The following is a 17,646-nucleotide window of genomic DNA, read 5'->3' as shown; positions in this document are numbered from 1 at the left end:
GGGTCGGGGGAGAGGGCTTCGGCGATCCACTGCACCGAGGCGCCGCCGGCCTGCATGGTCGCGGTCGGCACGAAGGATCCTGGCACGACGTTGTCGAACGTCATGGTGCGCATCTGCGGGTCGTGCAGCGGTGTGACGCTCGCGAACGAGATCCACGACGAGGTGCCCAGGCACACGTACGCACCGTCTTCGGGCGCGACGATGCCCGAACCGACGGCGGCCAAGGGGCCGTCTCCGCCGCCCATGACGACGCGGACGGATGCCGGAAGCCCGAGGGCGGTGGCCGAGTCGGCGGTGAGGGACCCGGCGATCGTCGTCGATGCGAGGATCTCGGGGAAGAGAGCGGGGTCGAGTCCCGCGGCGGCGAGCACATCGGCCGACCACTCGCCGCGCACCTGGTCGTAGGCGTTGGTGCCCGAGGCGTCGGAGCGCTCGGTGGCGAGGCGTCCGGTGAGACGGTAGACGATGTAGTCCTTCGCGACGCAGAAGTGCCGCACCCGCGCCCAGACATCCGGCTCGTTGTCGCGCACCCACATGATCTTCTCGACCGAGTAGGTGGGGTTCAGTCGATGGCCGAGCACGCGGTAGGCGTCCTGTGCGCCGAGACGCTCTTCGAGCTCACGGGTCTGCGCGCCCGAGCGGGTGTCGGCCCAGATGATCGCGGGGCGCACCGGCTCGCCGTGTGCGTCGAGCAGCACCGTGCCCATCATCTGGCCGCTGACGACGAGTCCGCCGACGGTCGACGGGTCGACGCCCGCACGGTCGATCAGCTGTCGGGTCGCCGAGACGACGGCATCCCACCAGTCCGCCGGATCCTGCTCGGCGATGCCGCCCGCGGCGAAGTGCGCGGGGTACGGCACCGTGACCGAGGTGACGAGGCGTCCGTCGTCATGGTGCAGGGAGGCCTTGTCGCCGGTGGTCCCCAGATCGTGCGCGATCAGCATGGCCGGAGCCTATTCCGCGGAGGGGGACGCGGAGTAGGGGCGCAGGTCCACGCCCTCGGTGGCGCGATAGGCCCGAGAGCCCATCCCGTGCTCGAGGACCCAGCCGTAGTCGTGGCCGGCGCCGCCCGGGTACACCGCGAGGAACGAGTAGGGCTCGTCGCCCGTGTTGACCGAGCGGTGCGCCCAGCCCGGCGGGATGTAGCCGATCGTGCCGGGCAGCATGTCGAGCCATTCGGTGCGCTCGCCGTCGAACATGAGCAGCCCGCCGCGGCCCTTCAGCGCGAGGTAGATCTCGCCCTGGTGGTTCGGATGCTGGTGGCCCTTGGTCATCCAGAGCTCTCCCGAGGTGTCGCCGGGCATGATCGTGGTGATCGACTGCGGCAGCTCGCGGTCGACCTCGGGCACGGGAGAGCTGACCACGGTGTAGACGACGGGGTTGTCGCCGGCGGCCGCGGCAGCCCAGGCGTCGGCGTCGAGGAAGAGTCCCTCGAGGTCGGACATGCGCCGCGTCAGAGTGGGTCCCTCCGGGGAGAGCGTGAGCTTCTCGGCGTCGAAGGCGATCGCCATCGGCGAGATCGGGGGAGTGTGGAACTGGGGCATCGGTGCTCCTCGTGCGGATGCTGCGGCGCTGCGCAACCTGTAATGACAAGTTGAGTGTACCTGTGATGACAAGTGGCGTCCAGTGCTCGGATGCGCAGGCCGGGGAGCGCGGGTGTGCGCTGCTCCTGGATCGCCCGGACCCGTCGGGCTCGCCATGCGAGTTTCTCCGGAGTCATGGAGCGGAGGCGGCGCGCAGTGCGCGCGCGAGGTGGGCGCGGCCGCCTCTGACGGCCTCGGCTGTCACCTCGTCGGCCCCTGGGTAGTCGGCATGGCCGGCGGGGAGGACGGCGAGTTCGAGCATCCGCGCCGCGTTCGCGACGCCGAACTGTCCGGGCGGCGGCACGTACGGGTCCCACAGTGCCGCCTCCACGCGCACCGGAACGCGGGCGAAGCCGAGGGCTGACGAGGCGTCGAACCAGCGCAGCGCCTCGCGCGCGTCGGGATGCGCGGCGACGTGATCGCGCACGGTCTCCCCGCTGCCGAGGCAGTGAACGGCGAGGCGCTCGTCGTACTGCCCGAAGCTCGGGACGATGAGGGTCGCCCCGATATACCGGTCGTCCCACGGCAGGGCGAGCGCTCCGATGCCGCCGCCGAAGCTCTCGCCGACGTAGTAGAGCGGCACGCGTCCGACGAGCGCGGTCAGGGCATCCGCCGCGAGCCAGAGGTCGCGGGCGCAGAGTCCCAGCACGTAGTCGTCGGGGTTCTCGATCCCGGCCAGCACATGCTCGGCCTGGATCTCGGGGGCGCCGATGCCCGTGTTCAGCGTGGGCAGTCCGCGGGCTACGGGGAAGATCGCCGCCGCATCCTCGGGAATACGAGCGAGGTCGATCGCATCCCGCCCGCCGTATCCGTGGCTGTGCACGACGCCCACCCGCGCGGGCGGCGAGACGGGCTCGACGAGCCAGGCACGCAGTCGGATGCCGTCGACTCCGGCGTGCTCGATGATCGACACCCGCCGTCCGTGGATGCTCTCGGTGGACGGCACGGCGGGTGCGGCATCCACCGTCTTCGCCTGTGCGCGCCACGCCTGCCAACGCGCGGTGAAGCCGTCCGGCGCTGGAACCGGTGCGATCTCGCGGAGCGTGGCGAGCGTGTGTCCGTAAGCGGCGTCGAACTCGGCGTCGGGGAACCAGGTGTCGTAGGGAGGGGGGAAGGTCATGACGAGACGACGCTACCGAACGTCCTCCGGATGCCGCGGCTCAGGCGCTCGCGCGCCGCGCACGATACGCCGCCACCGCGTTGCGATTCGTGCAGGTCGTCGAGCAGTAGCGCTTCGACCGGTTGCGGGACAGGTCGAGAGCGAGCGCCTCGCACGTGTCGTCGGCGCAGATCGAGATGCGGGATCCCTCGTCGGTGCGGATGACGTCGATCAGCGCCATCGCGGTCTCGATCAGCACGCGCTCGGCGAGGGGGCGCTCGTCGGCGACGGCGTGCAGGTGCCAGTCCACGCCGTCATGGCGCACGAGTCGCGGCGCGAGAGACGCTTCGGCCAGCGCGGCGTTGACGTGCTCGGCCATCTCGTCTCGTGGCGCGATGAGCATGGAGCGCAGGCGCGGGCGGATCGCACGCAGCGAGGAGAGCTCGGCGTCGTCGCGGTCGAGGCGGCCGGAGTAGGGGAAGTCCGCGAGAAAGGCGTCGTAGTCGGCGAGCGTCTCGAGGGTCTCGGGCTCTTCCGCCGAGTTCACGAGCCGGATGGCTGCGCGGAGCGCCTCTTCCGTGTCATCGGTGAAGTTCATGTTGACACCTTACAACGTGCACGAGTAGCGTCACCTGTCATGAGCAAAGTTGCGAATGACATCTCGATGCGCGGCGTGCGTCTCGGTCTGCCTCTGGCGATCGGCGCGGCCTTCGCGTTCGGGATGTCCGGTGCCTGGGCTCGCGGGCTCATCGATGCGGGGTGGACGCCCGGTGCTGCCGTGACCGCGCGTGTCTGGGTCGCCGCACTCGTGCTGCTCGTGCCGACGGTCCTGTCGCTGCGCGGGCGGTGGGCAGTGCTCCGCAAGAACGCCGGGATGGTCGCCGCCTACGGACTGCTCGCCGTCACCGCCACGCAGCTCTGCTACTTCCAGGCCGTCGCCCTGATGGACGTCGGTCTCGCACTGCTCATCGAATACACCGCGCCGATCGCCGTCATCCTCTGGCTGTGGCTCCGCCGGGGCGAGCGGCCGAGTCGGCGCAGCGTGATCGGCGCGGCCATCGCCTTCGTCGGACTCGTGCTGATGCTCGACATCATCACCGGCGCCGAGGTCGATGTCGCCGGCATCCTCTGGGCACTCGCCGCGATGGTGGGTGCGGCGACGTACTTCCTGCTCTCGGCCAAGGCCGACACCGGACTGCCTCCGATCGCGCTCGCCGGGGGTGGGCTGCTGCTCGGCGCGATCGCGCTGACGGTCGCCGGACTCGCCGGCATCCTGCCCATCGCCTGGACGACCGACGACATCACCTATCGCTTCGGCACCGTGCCGTGGTTCGTGCCGGTGCTCGCGATCGGCCTGGTCGCGACGGCACTCGCCTATGTGCTCGGCATCGCGTCGACGCGGATGCTCGGCTCCCGCCTCGCATCCTTCGTCGCGCTCTCCGAGGTGGTCGCCGCGCTGCTCTTCGGCTGGCTGCTGCTCGGACAGCTGCCCGATCTGCTGCAGGCCCTCGGCGGGGCGCTGGTGCTGGTCGGCGTCGTCGTGGTGAAGCTCGGCGAGCCGCGTCCCGCCGAGTTCGTCGAGCCGGTGCCGGATGCCGTGGAGCGGCCGCAGCGGTAGCGCAATGTATACGCGAAGCACCAGATGACCGCGCCCCTGATCATCGAAACGTATTTGTGTATACACTGAGGGCATGAGCTCTGTCGCCGATCGCATCACCGCCGGCGATCGAGCCCACGCCGCGCTGCTCGAGGAGATCCAGTCCGGCGCCCTCCCCGCGGGGTTCGTGCTCGGCGAGGTCGAGCAGGCCGCCCGCCTCGGCATCAGCCGCACCCCGATGCGCGAAGCGCTGCGCCGCCTCGCCGCCGACGGCCTCGTCGTGCAGCAGTCGCCGCGAGTGACGGTGGTCGCCGACCTGGATGCGGACGACATCCGCGCGCTGTTCGAGATCCGCCGCGCGCTCGAAGAGACCTCCGCCCGACTCGCGGCCCAGCGGGGTGACGCCGCCCTCTTCGCCGCCCTCGCCGACGAGTTCGCGCACGTCGACCTCACCGCCGTCGAGGGCCGCGACGCGTACTACGCCCTGATCGCCCGCTTCGATGCCGCTCTCGACGGTGCGGTCGACAACGACTACATCGCCTCGGCCCTGCGCACCGTGCGCACCCACCTCGTGCGAGTCCGCCGCATGGCCCGCGACAAGCCGGCCCGCCTCGCAGCCTCAGCCGCCGAGCACCGAACGATCGCGCAGGCCCTCGCCGCCCGAGACGGCGACCTCGCCGCCCACGCCACGCACGTGCATCTGCACAATGCGCTGACCGGCATCCTCGACTCCCTGACCGCCAACCCAGAAGGTGTGAAATGACCGTCACCCACCACGTCCGCGTCCACCGCAGCGATGAGAACCTCGCCCGCGAAGACCAGCTCGCCTGGAAGATCGCCGAGGTCGCCGCCGACCCGGTCGAGGTCGAGCAGGACGTCACCGACATGATCATCAACCGCATCATCGACAACGCGTCGGTGGCCGCGGCATCCCTCACCCGCGGGCCCATCAACGCGGCTCGCACCCAGGCGTTCAGCCACCCCGTCTCGACCGGCGGCATCGGCGCCACGGTCTTCGGCGCGGCGCTCGACCACCGCACCAGCCCCGAGTGGGCGGCGTGGGCCAACGGCGTGGCCGTGCGCGAGCTCGACTATCACGACACGTTCCTCGCGGCCGAGTATTCGCACCCGGGCGACAACATCCCGCCGATCCTCGCCGTCGCCCAGCACGTGCAGGCCGACGGCCGCGCGTTGCTGCGCGGCATCGCCACCGGCTACGAGATCCAGATGGACCTCGTGCGCGCGATCTGCCTGCACAAGCACAAGATCGACCACGTCGCGCACCTCGGCCCGTCGGCCGCCGCCGGCATCGGCACGCTGCTCGGGCTCGACGTCGAGACGATCTACCAGGCCGTCGGTCAGGGCCTGCACACCACCACCGCCACGCGTCAGAGCCGCAAGGGCGAGATCTCGACCTGGAAGGCGCACGCCCCGGCCTTCGCCGGCAAGCTCGCCGTCGAGGCGGTCGACCGGGCGATGCGCGGTCAGACGAGTCCCGCGCCGATCTACGAGGGCGAAGACGGCGTGATCGCCTGGATGCTCGACGGCAAGGACGCCGCCTACGAGGTGCCGCTTCCTGCCGCGGGCGAGGCGAAGCGCGCGATCCTCGACTCGTACACGAAGGAGCACTCGGCCGAGTACCAGGCGCAGGCGTGGATCGACCTCGCCCGCAAGCTCGGCACCGAGAATCCGGCGCTGCGCGACCCCGCCAACATCGAGGCCGTCGTGCTGCACACCAGCCACCACACGCACTATGTGATCGGCTCGGGTGCGAACGACCCGCAGAAGTACGACCCCACTGCATCCCGTGAGACGCTCGACCACTCGATCCCGTACATCTTCGCGGTCGCGCTGCAGGACGGCGGCTGGCACCACGTCGATTCGTACACCCCCGAGCGGGCCGGTCGCGCAGACACGGTCGCCCTGTGGCACAAGATCACCACGGCCGAGGATGCCGAGTGGACCCGCCGCTACCACTCCGAAGACCCCGACGTGAAGGCGTTCGGCGGGCGCGTCGAGTTCCGCCTCACCGACGGCACGACCGTGGTCGATGAGATCGCCGTCGCGGACGCGCACCCGCTGGGTGCTCGTCCGTTCGCCCGTGAGAACTACATCGCGAAGTTCCGCCTGCTGGCCGAGCCCGTGCTCGAGCCCGCGGAGATCGAGCGGTTCCTCGAGCTCGTGCAGCGTCTGCCCGAGCTCACGGCCGCGGAGGTCGGCGAGCTGTCGATCATCGCGAAGCCCGGCCTGCTCGAGGGCGCCGATGCCCCGAAGGGCCTGTTCTGATGCTGTATTCGCACGTCACCCCGGCCGACAAGCGCCGTCTGTTCCGCGAACGGCTCGCGAGTGGCGAGCTGCTGCGCTTCCCCGGCGCGTTCAATCCGCTGAGCGCCCGACTGATCGAGCAGAAGGGCTTCGACGGGGTCTACATCTCGGGTGCGGTGCTCTCTGCCGACCTCGGGGTGCCCGACATCGGCCTCACCACGCTGACCGAGGTCGCCGGTCGGGCCAAGCAGATCGCGCGGATGACCGACATCCCCGCGATCGTCGACGCCGACACCGGTTTCGGCGAGCCGATGAACGTCGCCCGCACGATCCAGGAGCTCGAGGATGCCGGCCTCGCCGGCACGCACATCGAAGACCAGATCAACCCGAAGCGTTGCGGCCACCTCGACGGCAAGAGCGTCGTCGACGAGAGCACGGCGATCCGTCGCATCCGCGCCGCCGCCGACGCTCGACGCGACCCGAACTTCCTCATCATGGCGCGCACCGACATCCGCGCGGTCGAGGGACTCGAGTCCGCGATCGATCGTGCGAAGGCGCTGGTGGATGCCGGGGCGGATGCCGTCTTCCCCGAGGCGATGCGCACCCTCGGCGAGTTCGAGGCGATGGCGAATGCGCTCGACGTGCCGATCCTCGCCAACATGACCGAGTTCGGCAAGAGCGATCTGTTCTCGGTCGACCAGCTGCGGGATGCCGGTGTGAACATGGTCATCTGGCCGGTGTCGCTGCTGCGCATCGCGATGGGCGCGGCGGGCGGTGCGCTCGATACGCTGAACGAGGAGGGGCACCTCACCTCGAAGCTCGGTGAGATGCAGCACCGTGCCGATCTCTACGACCTGATCGACTACGAGTCCTACAAGCAGTTCGACTCCGGCGTCGCAGGCTTCACCGTCACGAAGGAGTGAGCATGACCGAGCCGGACATCAAGAAGGGCCTCGCCGGGGTCGTCGTCGACACGACCGCGATCTCGAAGGTCAACCCCGAGACGAACAGCCTGCTCTACCGCGGATATCCCGTGCAGGAGCTGGCGGCGACCCAGCCTTTCGAGGCGGTGGCCTACCTGCTGTGGCACGGCGAGCTGCCGACGGCCGACGAGCTGGCCGCTTTCCGCGCGGAGGAGCGCCTCCATCGCGCTCTGACCGACAGCGTGAAGACGGCGATCGACCTGGTTCCGCTCGACGCGCATCCGATGGACGAGGTGCGCACGGCGGTCAGCCTGATCGGTGCCTCCGACACGAACGCGGGCGGATCGGTGCTCGATGCCGGCGGCAGCCCGGAGGAGAACCTCGAGCGCAGCATCCGTCTGTTCGCCGCTCTCCCCGCGATCGTCGCGTACGGTCAGCGCCGCCGCCGGGGGCAGGAGACGATCGCACCGCGCGACGACCTCGACTACTCGGCGAACTTCCTCTGGATGACGTTCGGCGAGGAGCCCGATCCGGTGGTCGTCGACGCGTTCAACCGCTCGATGATCCTGTATGCCGAGCACTCGTTCAACGCCTCGACGTTCACGGCCCGCGTGATCACCTCCACCCTCAGCGACCTCTACTCGGCGGTGGTCGGGGCGATCGGCGCGCTCAAGGGGCCGCTGCACGGCGGCGCCAATGAGGCTGTGCTGCACATCTTCGACGAGATCGGCGAGGCCTCGAACGTCGTGCCGTGGCTCGACAAGGCGCTGGCCGAGAAGCGCAAGATCATGGGCTTCGGGCACCGCGTCTACAAGAGCGGCGACTCGCGGGTGCCGACGATGAAGGCGGCGCTCGACACCCTGGTCGAGCACTACGACAAGGCCGAGGTGGCAGAGCTGTACGACGCTCTCGAGTCGGAGTTCGTGGCGCGCAAGGGCATCTACCCGAACCTCGACTACCCGTCGGGTCCTGCCTACAACCTCATCGGCTTCGACACCCTCACCTTCACGCCGCTGTTCGTCGCGGCGCGGGTCACAGGGTGGACGGCGCACATCATCGAACAGGCCGGTGCGAACGCTCTGATCCGCCCGCTGTCGTTCTACGACGGCGTCGACGAACGCCACATCGAGAACTGATCGGCGCACCGGCCCGGGTCGACGAACCCGGGTCGGTCGCCGGATCGGATGCCGCACTCCGCGGCGCGACGTCAGCTCGCGCGCGGGAGGGTGCCCAGCTCCGTGCCGGACGCGTCCTTGATCACGAGGACGTCGCCGTCGATCTCGACCGCACGCACGCCCCGCATCCAGCCGTCCACTCCGGGGCACGCCTTCAGCGTCGAGGCGAATCGGGCGAGATCGACACGGTCGCCGTTCACCGAGTAGGTCGTCGTGATGCCGTTGCAGCCGTCACTGCCGTGCACCTCGCCGTCGGCGGTGAACTCGAGGTGCGGCTGACCGGAGGCATCCTCTCCCCACAGTCCGACGAGCTTCTCGACGACGGCGCTGTCTTCGCCGTTCGGGTCGGCGCTCGACGTCGGCGCACTGCTGGGGCCGCCGGTCGCGCAGGCTGCGCCCATCACGGCGAAGGCTCCCAGGATCGCGAGGCCGACGAGGGTGCGTGCTCTGCGGTGGGTGCTCATGGTGGCCATGGTAACCGTGTCGTCTGCGAACGCAATCCGTTGTGCGGCGGGCGGTCGTTCTGCCGTATCGCAAACGAGAGGGCCAGGTCAAGAGGCGAAATTCTGGTAAACAATTTCCCCATTCTGTGGATTTACTGGGTACGCTTCTGGAGATCCCTGCTCGTCTCGACGAACAGGATCCTGCTTGTCGGGGGGCCAGCGTCGCAGTTCACGCCTCCACCGGGAGGCGAACGGTTCTGTGTGCATCGCACACTGCCGGAGATGAAACTGACTGACGATCCGTGACCAGCAAGGACATACATCACATGAAGCACAGAGTGACAGGCCGCCGCCCATTGGCGCTGACGGCCGCCACCACGCTCGCCCTCTCGGGGCTCTTCCTCGGAGCGCCTGCGGCGTTCGCTGAAGATTCGACCGACGCACCCAGCCAGGACGCTCCTGCTCAGGTGCTGAAGACGAAGGCGGAACTCGACAAGGTCGGCACCGACATGGTCGCCGTCGGACAGACCGCGGATGGCGGCAACGTCGTCGTCGTGACTGCTGACAGCGCGTCCGCCGACTCCGAGATCACGCAGATCGCCGCGACAGAGGGCTTCCCTGACGCAGCCGTCGTCAAGGTCGACCGTGTGCTCTCGGCGTTCGATGAGGGCGACGTCGTCGGCGGACAGGGCTACCTGTCGGTCAGCCCCGACCTCGACGGTTTCCTTGCCAACGAGCCTGGAAGTGCCGCCTGGTCGTGCTCCGTGGGCTTCGCAGCATTCACACCCACCGGTGACCCTGCGCTCCTGAGCGCCGGACACTGTGCCTTCGACGAGAGCGGCGAACCGCTCACCGACACGACTCTCACCGTTCCCGGTGACGAGCCGGCAGTCGGCGGAACCCCCTCGCTCCCCGCGTCGGTCGAACTGCTCGGCACGTTCGGCTTCGCCCAGTTCGGCGGCGGCGACGGTGGCCTCGGCTCGAACGGCGACACCACCGCGACCGACATCTCGGTCATCGACATCGACGAGGCCGCAGGCTGGAACCCGGTTCCCGCGGTCACCGACTGGACAACGGCCGGCGACTCGCTCAGCTCACTCGCTGACAGCGTCATCGCGATCAAGTCCGTCGCCGCCCCGGCGCTCGGCGAGGTCAACAAGAGCGGTCGCACCACCGGCTTCACCACCGGCGTGGTCGACGGCGACGACATCCTCGACGGATGGGCGAGCATCGACGGCCACTGGGTTCAGGGCTTCTCGAGCAACACTCCCGCGGCTCCCGGTGACTCCGGCGGCGCTGTCATCCAGGGCAACGCGGCCGTCGGCGTCATCAGCGGTGGCTCCGAGGCGACCGCGACCGAAGAGCAGTTCACCTGGGCGACATCGCTCGTGACCGCTCTGCCCAAGACCAACGGCTACCAGGTCGCACTCGACCTCGACGCACCGGTCATCACGAGCCCGACCGACGGTGCAGAGGTGCAGCCGGGAACGGCCATCACCGGAACCGCTGTCGGAGCGGCCAAGGTCACGGTCAGCGGCTTCGGCGCAGACCAGACGGTCGACGTCGTGGACGGCGCCTTCTCGGTCGTCGGCCCCGTCGAGCTCGGCGAGCAGACCATCTCGGTCCGTGCACGCACCGGTTTCAGCTCTTCCGAGACCGTCTCGATCGACGTGACCGTGGTGCCTGCTCCGCTCGTCGCACCGGTCATCACCTCGCCGGCTGACGGCTCGACTGCCAACGAGACCGTCACCGCGATCAGCGGCACCGGCCTGCCGGCCACCGCCATCACGGTGACCGACGCCGAGACCGACGACGTGCTCGGCACGACCGAGGTCGCCGCAGACGGTTCGTGGACCGTCGACGGACTCACCCTCGAGTACGGCTCGCACAGCGTCGTCGTGACGCAGACCCGTGACGACGAGGTCTCGCCTGAGGCCACCGCGTCGTTCTCGGTCATCCCCGTCTCGCCGGCCGTGACCTCGGTCACGAACGGCGCGGAGTTCGCCCACAACGACGGTCCTTCCGGGCTCGCCGGCACGGGCATCGACGGCGCGACCGTCACGGTGAAGCTCAACGGCGCTGAGCCGGCGTCGGCCAACACGGCGGCCCTCGCGGGCACCTTCGCCGCCGCGAGCGGCACGTTCACGGCCACGGTCGAAGACGGCGCATGGAGCGTCGACTTCGGTGCGGCTCTCGAGTCGGGCACCTACACGGTCACGGCCACGCAGGCCATCGACGGCGTCTCGTCGGCTCCGACCGACCTGGCGTTCGCTGTTCTCGCCGCACCGGTCGCCGGTGGTGGCGGAGCAGCTCCCGGTGACGGTGGCGCAGCGGCACCCGGTGACGGCGGACTCGCCGTGACCGGTGCCGACATGCTCGTCCCGCTCTCCGCCGCAGCCATCGCGCTCGCGCTGCTGTCGGGCGGACTGCTGCTGGTCGTGCGTCGTCGCCAGCAGATCCAGAGCTGATCGCCTGATCACGATCTGACGGAGTGACCGGCCTCGGCCGTGAACCCCATCGCTGAGAAGCCCGGTATCGATCGATACCGGGCTTCTTCGCGTCTGCAGGGTGCTTCGTGGTGCAGGCGCGCGGGATGCCGGACACGCAGAAGGCCCGACATCGGAATCCGATGCCGGGCCCTCTCCTGTCGAGTCGAACCTCAGGCCAGCTCGATCACCGACCACGACAGCGGCGGGAGCGTCGCGCGCACCGCGCCGTCGACGACCTCGGCGGCTGCGAGCGGCACCATGTGCACGGCATCCTGCGTGGTCTCGAGGTTCGCGGTGCGACGATCGCCGCCCTCGGGGATCGTCAGCGTCTCGGCGTTCACGACGCGGAGGCCGGTGAGGCCGCGCAGCTCGACGGTCAGGTCGCTCTCTTCGGTCAGCGAGCGGTTCGCGACGAAGACCACGACTCGTCCGGTCTCCTCGTCCCACGTGGCCGCGGCATCGACCGAGTCGACTCCGCCGTAGCGCTTCGTCTCGATCTGCGGAGCCGACACCGCGAGGCGCAGGATGCGGCCCTTGGCGAGACGGGCCATGCGCTCGAAGGGCCAGAAGCTCGTCTGGCGCCAGGCCGGACCGTTCTCCTCCGAGCGGATCGGCGCGATCACGTTCACGAGCTGCGCCTGGTTCGCGATCTTCACGCGATCGCCATGACGCAGCAGGCTGTTGAGCAGCGTGCCCACGACGACGGCATCCGTCACGTTGTAGGTGTCCTCGATCAGACGCGGGTGCTTCTTCCACCCGGCCTTCGCGATCTCGACCGACTCGACGTCGTTGAACTTCACCTGGTCCCACACGTTCCACTCGTCGAACGAGATGTCGACCTGCTTCGTGTGCTTGCCCGCCGCCTTCACCGCATCGATCGTCGCGATGACGCCGTCGATGAACGCATCCATGTCGACCGACTCCGCGAGGAACGACTCGGCGTCGCCGTCATGCTCCTGGTAATACGCGTGCATCGAGATGAAGTCGACCTCGTCGTACGCGTGAGTGAGCACCGTGTGCTCCCAGGTGCCGAACGTCGGCATCGACCGGCCGGACGAGCCGACGGCGACGAGCTCGATCGTCGGGTCGACGAGCTTCATGGCCTTGGCCGACTCCTGCGCCAGCCGCCCGTACTCCGTCGCGGTCTTGCCGCCGATCTGCCAGGGGCCGTCGAGCTCGTTGCCCAGGCACCACAGCTTGATGTCGAAGGGCTGCTCGGCACCGTTCTTGCGGCGAAGGTCCGACCAGTACGTGCCGCCCGGGTGGTTGGCGTACTCGACGAGCGACCTGGCCTCCTCGACACCCCGGGTTCCGAGGTTGATGGCCTCCATGACCTCGACGTCGGCATCCTTCGCCCAGTCCATGAACTCGTGCAGGCCGAAGGCGTTGGTCTCGATCGTGTGCCAGGCGCCGTCGATGCGCACCGGGCGGTCTTCGACCGGGCCCACCCCGTCTTCCCAGCGGTAGCCCGAGACGAAGTTACCTCCCGGGTATCGGACCACGGTCGGACCCATCTCCTTCACCAGGGCGAGGACGTCCTGACGGAAGCCGCGCTCGTCGGCCTGCGGGTGCCCCGGTTCGTAGATGCCGGTGTACACGCAGCGCCCCATGTGCTCGACGAACGACCCGAAGAGCCTCCGGGGGACGTCGGCGATGGTGAAGTCGCGATCGATGGTGATGCGGGCCTGAGACATTGCTCTCCTTGTTTCTGGCTCTCGAGCCGGGTGGGGGACTACTGACCGCCGAAGCCGCTGGTCGCGACGCCCTTGACGATCTGCTTCTGGAAGATGATGAACACGATGATCAGCGGCAGCGCCGCCAGCACGGCCTGAGCCATCACCTGGGCGTACTGCACGCCGTAGGCGCTGATCACCGTCTGGAGGCCGACCGGCAGCGTCATCAGCGTGGTGTCGTTGATGACGAGGAACGGCCAGAGGAAGTTGTTCCAGGCGCCGATGAACACGAAGATCGCGACGGATGCCAGGATCGGGCGCGACAGCGGCAGCACGATCGACCAGAAGATACGCAGTCGGCTGGCGCCGTCGACCCGGGCGGCGTCTTCGAGCTCGATCGGGATCGCGTCGAAGAAGCGCTTCAGGATGAACACCATGGCCGGCGCCACGACCTGCGGCAGGATCAGACCCCAGTAGGTGTCGATCATGTTGAACGCGAGCATCTCGTAGAACAGCGGGATGATGAGTACCTGCGGCGGCACGACGATCGAGGCGATGATGGCGACGAACAGCCACTTGCGACCGGTGAAGTCGAGCCGGGAGAAGGCGTAGGCGGCCAATGCCGAGATCGTGAGCGTGATCAGGGTCACGGCGATCGACGTCCACAGGCTGTTGAACGCCCAGGTGTAGACGTTGCCCTGCGACAGGATCGCGGTGAACGCCTCGATCGTCGGGCCCGAGGCGCCGATCCAGGACGGGTCGCCGCTGGCGGCATCCGTCTCGGTCTTGAACGCCGTCGCGATCGCCCAGAGGAAGGGCAGCAGCCAGCCGACCGCCAGGACGATGAGGACGACGAGTGCGCTGATGCGCAGCACGCCGAACGGCTTCTCGCCCGGCAGGTGCGGGCGACGGGCCCGCGCGGGCTTGGTCGTGGTGATGGTCTCGGTGAGAGTGGCGGTGGACATCACAGCTGCGACTCCTTCCGGCGGCGCGTGATCAGAGCCTGCGCGACGCCGATGATGACGATGAGGGCGAAGAACACATAGGAGATCGCGGCCGAGTAGCCGAATCGGTAACTGACGAAGCCGGCTTCGTAGATGTACTGGACGATCGAGCGGGTCGTGTCACTCGCGACACCGCCGAGCATCTGGTACGCCTGATCGAAGAGCTTGAGCGACGCCAGGATCTGCAGGATCAGGATCAGCACGGTCGCCGGTCCCAGCTGCGGAAGAGTGATCGACCAGAACTGGCGCCACGGCCCCGCGCCATCGAGCGATGCGGCCTCGTACTGCTGCGGCGGGATGTTCTGCATCGCCGCGAGGTACAGCAGGAAGTTGAATCCGACCGTCCACCAGACGGTGGCGATCACGATCGACAGCATGTTGGTGTCGGGATTCTGGAGCCAGGCGAGAGGCTCGAGACCGAAGAACTCGAGGATGTTGTTCGCGGCACCGATCTGCGGGTTGAAGATCCACACCCAGATCTGCGAGATCACGGTCGAGGCGAGCAGATACGGCATGAAGAACGACAGTCGCCACAGCCACTGACCCGGGATGCCGCGGTCGACGAGCGCCGCCATCAGCAGAGCGATCACGACGAGCGGCACAGTGGACAGCAGGGTGAACCACACCGTATTGCCCATCGACTGCCACATCTTCGGATCCGTCAGCGCCTCGGCGTAGTTCGCGAAGCCGATGAAGGAGCCGCCGGCGCCCGTGAGCGATTGGTCGGTGAAGCTGAGGATGATGCCGTGCACGATCGGCCAGGCGAGGAACAGCACGAACGCGAGCAGGAACGGAGCGAGGAACGCCCAGCTGATGAGCTGCTCGCGGTTGCGGGAGCCGGCGCGACGGATCGGGATGGCGGCCTTGGAGCCGGTGACGATGGTGCGCGTGGAGTCGGTTGCCGTGGTCATGATGCGAACGTCCCCTCGGGGTCTGCCGGGTTGGGCTGACGGAGCAGGGTGTTCACCCGTGCCTCGAACCGGTCGATCGCCGCCGCGGGGTCATCGCCCGACAGCAGGACGCCCTGCACCGCGGCGCCGAACTCGCCCTGGAAGTTGGAGCCCGATCCGGTGAACCACGCGGTGGGGTCGTACACGACGTGCTGCGCGGCCTCGGCGTAGTGGGCCTGGGGGACGAGATCGGCGTACTCGGGGGACTCGGTGACCGGCAGGAAGGCGGGGATGTGCCCGGCCTCGGCCCAGCCGAACGAGCCCTTGAGCATGTCGGCGACGAACTGGTACGTCAGGTCGCGCTTCTTCTCGTCGGCGTCGGTCTGATGCGGCAGCACGAACGAGTGCGAGTCGGCGTAGACCGCCGGGGTGCCGTAGAGCGTGGGGATCATGGTCGCATCGAACGGGATCTCCGCGTTCTGCATGGTGCGGAGCTCCCAGACGCCGGTGAACAGCATGCCGCTCTTGCCGGTCGCGAACTCGGCGACGGCGCTGCCGTAGTCGGCCTGGGCGAGGGCGATCTCGCCGTCGAGCAGAGTGCGCATGAGCGAGAGGGACTCGACCGCGGCATCCTTGTCGATCACGGCCTTGCCGCCGGCGGGCAGCTCCATCGCACCGCCGTGCTGCGAGTAGAAGGTGTAGAAGAGGCGCCACATCTGCGCGCCGTCGCCGAGATATCCGTACGACAGCGCGTGGCCGTCGGCTTTGCCGCCGATTGTGCGCAGCTGCTCGACGAACTCCTCGGGAGACGACGTCTCTGCGAGGCGACCGTCGCTGTCGAGCACTCCGGCGGCATCGCAGATGTCGGTGTTGAACATCGCGACGAACGGATGCGCGTCGAGCGCGACGCTGTACATGTTCTCGCCGACGAAGCCCTTCTCCCAGATGGGCTTCGGGAACGTCGATGCGTCGACGCCGAGGTCTGCCAGTCGGTCGAGATCCCACGGGTCGAGCAGACCGCCGGGGGCCCAGCCGACCGTTCGGGTGGCGTGCATGATCGCGACGTCGGGGGCGCGGCCACCGGCGCCCGCCATCGCGAGCTTCGTGTAGTACGGGGTGCCCCAGGCGAGCACCGTGGGGCGGATGCGGTACGCGTTCTGCGCCGCGTTCGCGGTGTCGAGCAGTTGCGACATGGTGACGCCGTCGCCACCCGAGAGCAGATGCCAGAACTGGAGGGTCGTGGTGTTCGAGCCCGGGACTGTTCCGGGGGCGCAGCCGGCGAGCAGCGCCGCGGCGGCCGTGACGGAGGCGGCAGTCAGGAACTGCCGTCTGGACATATCGAGCGGGGGCGTCATCGTCACTCCTTCGTGACAGCGGGCGGGGTCGGGGTACATCATTACATCGATGTAATCAGCGGCGCAAGAGTGAGCCGATGCTTCCGGGCCGCGTCAGGGGCGGTAGCCGCGCGGGGTGCCCCGCGTGCTGTCGCGCTCGAGCAGATGATGCGAGAGGGTGAGCGCGCGCGGGGGAGCGGAGCGGTCGTCCATGCGCGACTCGAGCAGCGTGAGGGCCGCGTCGGCGAACGCGCGACGATCGAAGGCGATCGTCGTGAGCGAGGGCGACGTGTACCGCGAGAACTCGACATCGTCGAAGCCCGTCACGATCACATCGTCCGGCACGCTCACGCCGTGATCGTGCAGCGCGTGCAGCGCTCCGAGCGCGAGCGAGTCGGTGAAGGCGATGATCGCGTCGAATGCCACACCCCGCCGGAACAGCGTGGCGACGCCATCCGCCCCACCCGTCATCGACCACGGCATCGGGTTGATCTCGAGAGCGGTGTCGCGCGGGATGCCGACCTCTCGCAGCGCGTCGTGCACGCCCTCGAGTCGCAGGCGACCTGTGGCGGTCGCGACCGCCGCGTCGTCATCGGCGCCGATCACCGCGATGCGGGTCGCCCCGCGAGACAGCACATGCCGGGTCACGTCAGCGGCGGCGCGGCGACTGTCGATCCGCACGTGGTCGGCCCTGTTCTGCTCGACCTCCCCGAGCACGACGAGCGGGGGCAGCCGGTCGGCGTACTTCAGCACGCTGTCCTCGAGGCGGATCGGGTTCAGGATCAGCCCGTCGACCAGGTGCGCGCGAGCGCGCGAGACGAGCTCCCGCTCGCGTTCGGGATCGGTCGCGGTCTCCTCGATCTGCACCGCCAGGCCCCGATCGTGCGCAGCGTCGACGATGCGATGCATCAGCTCGGCCGAGAACGCGGTGGCGAGGTCGGGCAGGGCCACGGCGATGATGCCCGAGCGGCCCTTGCGGAGCCCGCGGGCGTTGAGGTTGGGCACGAAGTCGAGCTCCACCATCGCCGACTCGACCCTGAGCCTCGTCTCCTCGCGAACGGCGACCGTGCCGGTGACGACGTTCGAGACCGTCTTGGGTGAGACGCCGGCAAGTGCGGCGACGTCCTTCATCGTCGCGCGCGGCGGCGGCATCGCAGTCATCCGGTCAGCC

General features: G+C 68.8%; 16 protein-coding genes. 6 read left to right on the top strand and 10 right to left on the bottom strand.

Annotated features, from left to right (window positions below; translation table 11 throughout):
- The 4 genes from LQZ85_RS16655 to LQZ85_RS16640 all read right to left on the bottom strand — a co-directional run.
- Positions 1 to 944, bottom strand: a 944-nt coding sequence (locus tag LQZ85_RS16655) for an FGGY family carbohydrate kinase (protein ID WP_253073885.1), incomplete at its 3' end; no start/stop codon positions are given.
- Positions 945 to 953: 9 nt separating this feature from the next.
- Entirely contained in the window at positions 954 to 1,544 is a 591-nt protein-coding gene (locus LQZ85_RS16650) for a glucose-6-phosphate isomerase family protein (RefSeq protein WP_053097935.1), read from the bottom strand.
- 172 nt (positions 1,545 to 1,716) lie between these two features.
- Complete coding sequence (locus tag LQZ85_RS16645; RefSeq protein ID WP_056280552.1) at positions 1,717 to 2,703, bottom strand: acetylxylan esterase; 987 nt, start codon at positions 2,701 to 2,703, stop codon at positions 1,717 to 1,719.
- A gap of 40 nt (positions 2,704 to 2,743) precedes the next feature.
- Positions 2,744 to 3,280, bottom strand: coding sequence for a CGNR zinc finger domain-containing protein (locus LQZ85_RS16640; protein ID WP_053097930.1), 537 nt, complete (start codon positions 3,278 to 3,280; stop codon positions 2,744 to 2,746).
- A gap of 39 nt (positions 3,281 to 3,319) precedes the next feature.
- Between LQZ85_RS16640 and LQZ85_RS16635 the strand changes: the two genes are divergently transcribed.
- From LQZ85_RS16635 to LQZ85_RS16615, 5 genes are all read left to right on the top strand, one after another.
- Complete coding sequence (locus tag LQZ85_RS16635) at positions 3,320 to 4,300, top strand: EamA family transporter (RefSeq protein ID WP_056280554.1); 981 nt, start codon at positions 3,320 to 3,322, stop codon at positions 4,298 to 4,300.
- Positions 4,301 to 4,373: 73 nt separating this feature from the next.
- Positions 4,374 to 5,042 carry a GntR family transcriptional regulator gene (locus LQZ85_RS16630; RefSeq protein ID WP_056280558.1) on the top strand — a complete coding sequence of 223 codons (669 nt, stop codon included), beginning with the start codon at positions 4,374 to 4,376 and terminating at the stop codon, positions 5,040 to 5,042.
- Positions 5,039 to 6,565: an MmgE/PrpD family protein gene (locus tag LQZ85_RS16625; RefSeq protein ID WP_056280561.1), complete on the top strand. Its 1,527-nt coding sequence runs from the start codon at positions 5,039 to 5,041 to the stop codon at positions 6,563 to 6,565. Before LQZ85_RS16630 ends, LQZ85_RS16625 begins: the two co-directional genes overlap by 4 nt.
- Positions 6,565 to 7,467, top strand: a complete 903-nt coding sequence (gene prpB / locus LQZ85_RS16620) for a methylisocitrate lyase (protein ID WP_056280563.1) — start codon at positions 6,565 to 6,567, stop codon at positions 7,465 to 7,467. The genes LQZ85_RS16625 and prpB overlap by 1 nt, the downstream gene beginning before the upstream one ends.
- 2 nt (positions 7,468 to 7,469) lie before the next feature.
- Positions 7,470 to 8,603: a bifunctional 2-methylcitrate synthase/citrate synthase gene (locus tag LQZ85_RS16615; RefSeq protein ID WP_053097920.1), complete on the top strand. Its 1,134-nt coding sequence runs from the start codon at positions 7,470 to 7,472 to the stop codon at positions 8,601 to 8,603.
- 71 nt (positions 8,604 to 8,674) lie between these two features.
- On the opposite strand, the gene LQZ85_RS16610 is transcribed toward LQZ85_RS16615, so the two are convergent.
- Positions 8,675 to 9,106, bottom strand: a complete 432-nt coding sequence (locus tag LQZ85_RS16610; protein WP_162253870.1) for an META domain-containing protein — start codon at positions 9,104 to 9,106, stop codon at positions 8,675 to 8,677.
- A gap of 305 nt (positions 9,107 to 9,411) precedes the next feature.
- Here LQZ85_RS16610 and LQZ85_RS16605 point away from each other — a divergent pair, with 305 nt between their 5' ends.
- Positions 9,412 to 11,553 carry a S1 family peptidase gene (locus LQZ85_RS16605; RefSeq protein ID WP_157538307.1) on the top strand — a complete coding sequence of 714 codons (2,142 nt, stop codon included), beginning with the start codon at positions 9,412 to 9,414 and terminating at the stop codon, positions 11,551 to 11,553.
- 191 nt (positions 11,554 to 11,744) lie between these two features.
- Here the strand turns inward: LQZ85_RS16605 and LQZ85_RS16600 are convergent, their stop codons facing one another.
- The 5 genes from LQZ85_RS16600 to LQZ85_RS16580 all read right to left on the bottom strand — a co-directional run bounded on the left by LQZ85_RS16600 (position 11,745) and on the right by LQZ85_RS16580 (position 17,636).
- Positions 11,745 to 13,268: an alpha-N-arabinofuranosidase gene (locus LQZ85_RS16600; protein ID WP_056280569.1), complete on the bottom strand. Its 1,524-nt coding sequence runs from the start codon at positions 13,266 to 13,268 to the stop codon at positions 11,745 to 11,747.
- Positions 13,269 to 13,306: 38 nt separating this feature from the next.
- Positions 13,307 to 14,212, bottom strand: a complete 906-nt coding sequence (locus LQZ85_RS16595; RefSeq protein ID WP_053097912.1) for a carbohydrate ABC transporter permease — start codon at positions 14,210 to 14,212, stop codon at positions 13,307 to 13,309.
- Positions 14,212 to 15,162: a sugar ABC transporter permease gene (locus LQZ85_RS16590; RefSeq protein ID WP_053097910.1), complete on the bottom strand. Its 951-nt coding sequence runs from the start codon at positions 15,160 to 15,162 to the stop codon at positions 14,212 to 14,214. The genes LQZ85_RS16595 and LQZ85_RS16590 overlap by 1 nt, the downstream gene beginning before the upstream one ends.
- Complete coding sequence (locus LQZ85_RS16585; RefSeq protein ID WP_056280572.1) at positions 15,159 to 16,496, bottom strand: extracellular solute-binding protein; 1,338 nt, start codon at positions 16,494 to 16,496, stop codon at positions 15,159 to 15,161. The genes LQZ85_RS16590 and LQZ85_RS16585 overlap by 4 nt, the downstream gene beginning before the upstream one ends.
- A gap of 93 nt (positions 16,497 to 16,589) precedes the next feature.
- A complete protein-coding gene (locus LQZ85_RS16580; protein WP_056280575.1) occupies positions 16,590 to 17,636 on the bottom strand; it encodes a LacI family DNA-binding transcriptional regulator in 1,047 nt (348 codons plus the stop codon).
- Positions 17,637 to 17,646: the final 10 nt, after the last annotated feature.

Origin of the sequence: Microbacterium sp. Bi98, assembly GCF_918698045.1 — a bacterium.
Classification (GTDB): Bacteria; Actinomycetota; Actinomycetes; order Actinomycetales; family Microbacteriaceae; genus Microbacterium.
The sequence above is the reverse complement of the archived record's forward strand: the minus strand, read 5'-3'. Positions and strand labels throughout refer to the sequence as shown.

Coding starts and splice junctions, on each gene's coding strand:
- LQZ85_RS16605 (WP_157538307.1), top strand. CDS start 9,412: ATGAAGCACAGAGTGACAGGCCGCCGCCCATTGGCGCTGACGGCCGCC.
- LQZ85_RS16635 (WP_056280554.1), top strand. CDS start 3,320: ATGAGCAAAGTTGCGAATGACATCTCGATGCGCGGCGTGCGTCTCGGT.
- LQZ85_RS16615 (WP_053097920.1), top strand. CDS start 7,470: ATGACCGAGCCGGACATCAAGAAGGGCCTCGCCGGGGTCGTCGTCGAC.
- LQZ85_RS16585 (WP_056280572.1), bottom strand. CDS start 16,496: ATGACGCCCCCGCTCGATATGTCCAGACGGCAGTTCCTGACTGCCGCC.
- LQZ85_RS16645 (WP_056280552.1), bottom strand. CDS start 2,703: ATGACCTTCCCCCCTCCCTACGACACCTGGTTCCCCGACGCCGAGTTC.
- LQZ85_RS16590 (WP_053097910.1), bottom strand. CDS start 15,162: ATGACCACGGCAACCGACTCCACGCGCACCATCGTCACCGGCTCCAAG.
- LQZ85_RS16625 (WP_056280561.1), top strand. CDS start 5,039: ATGACCGTCACCCACCACGTCCGCGTCCACCGCAGCGATGAGAACCTC.
- LQZ85_RS16650 (WP_053097935.1), bottom strand. CDS start 1,544: ATGCCCCAGTTCCACACTCCCCCGATCTCGCCGATGGCGATCGCCTTC.
- prpB (WP_056280563.1), top strand. CDS start 6,565: ATGCTGTATTCGCACGTCACCCCGGCCGACAAGCGCCGTCTGTTCCGC.
- LQZ85_RS16610 (WP_162253870.1), bottom strand. CDS start 9,106: ATGAGCACCCACCGCAGAGCACGCACCCTCGTCGGCCTCGCGATCCTG.
- LQZ85_RS16630 (WP_056280558.1), top strand. CDS start 4,374: ATGAGCTCTGTCGCCGATCGCATCACCGCCGGCGATCGAGCCCACGCC.
- LQZ85_RS16600 (WP_056280569.1), bottom strand. CDS start 13,268: ATGTCTCAGGCCCGCATCACCATCGATCGCGACTTCACCATCGCCGAC.
- LQZ85_RS16640 (WP_053097930.1), bottom strand. CDS start 3,280: ATGAACTTCACCGATGACACGGAAGAGGCGCTCCGCGCAGCCATCCGG.
- LQZ85_RS16580 (WP_056280575.1), bottom strand. CDS start 17,636: ATGACTGCGATGCCGCCGCCGCGCGCGACGATGAAGGACGTCGCCGCA.
- LQZ85_RS16595 (WP_053097912.1), bottom strand. CDS start 14,212: ATGTCCACCGCCACTCTCACCGAGACCATCACCACGACCAAGCCCGCG.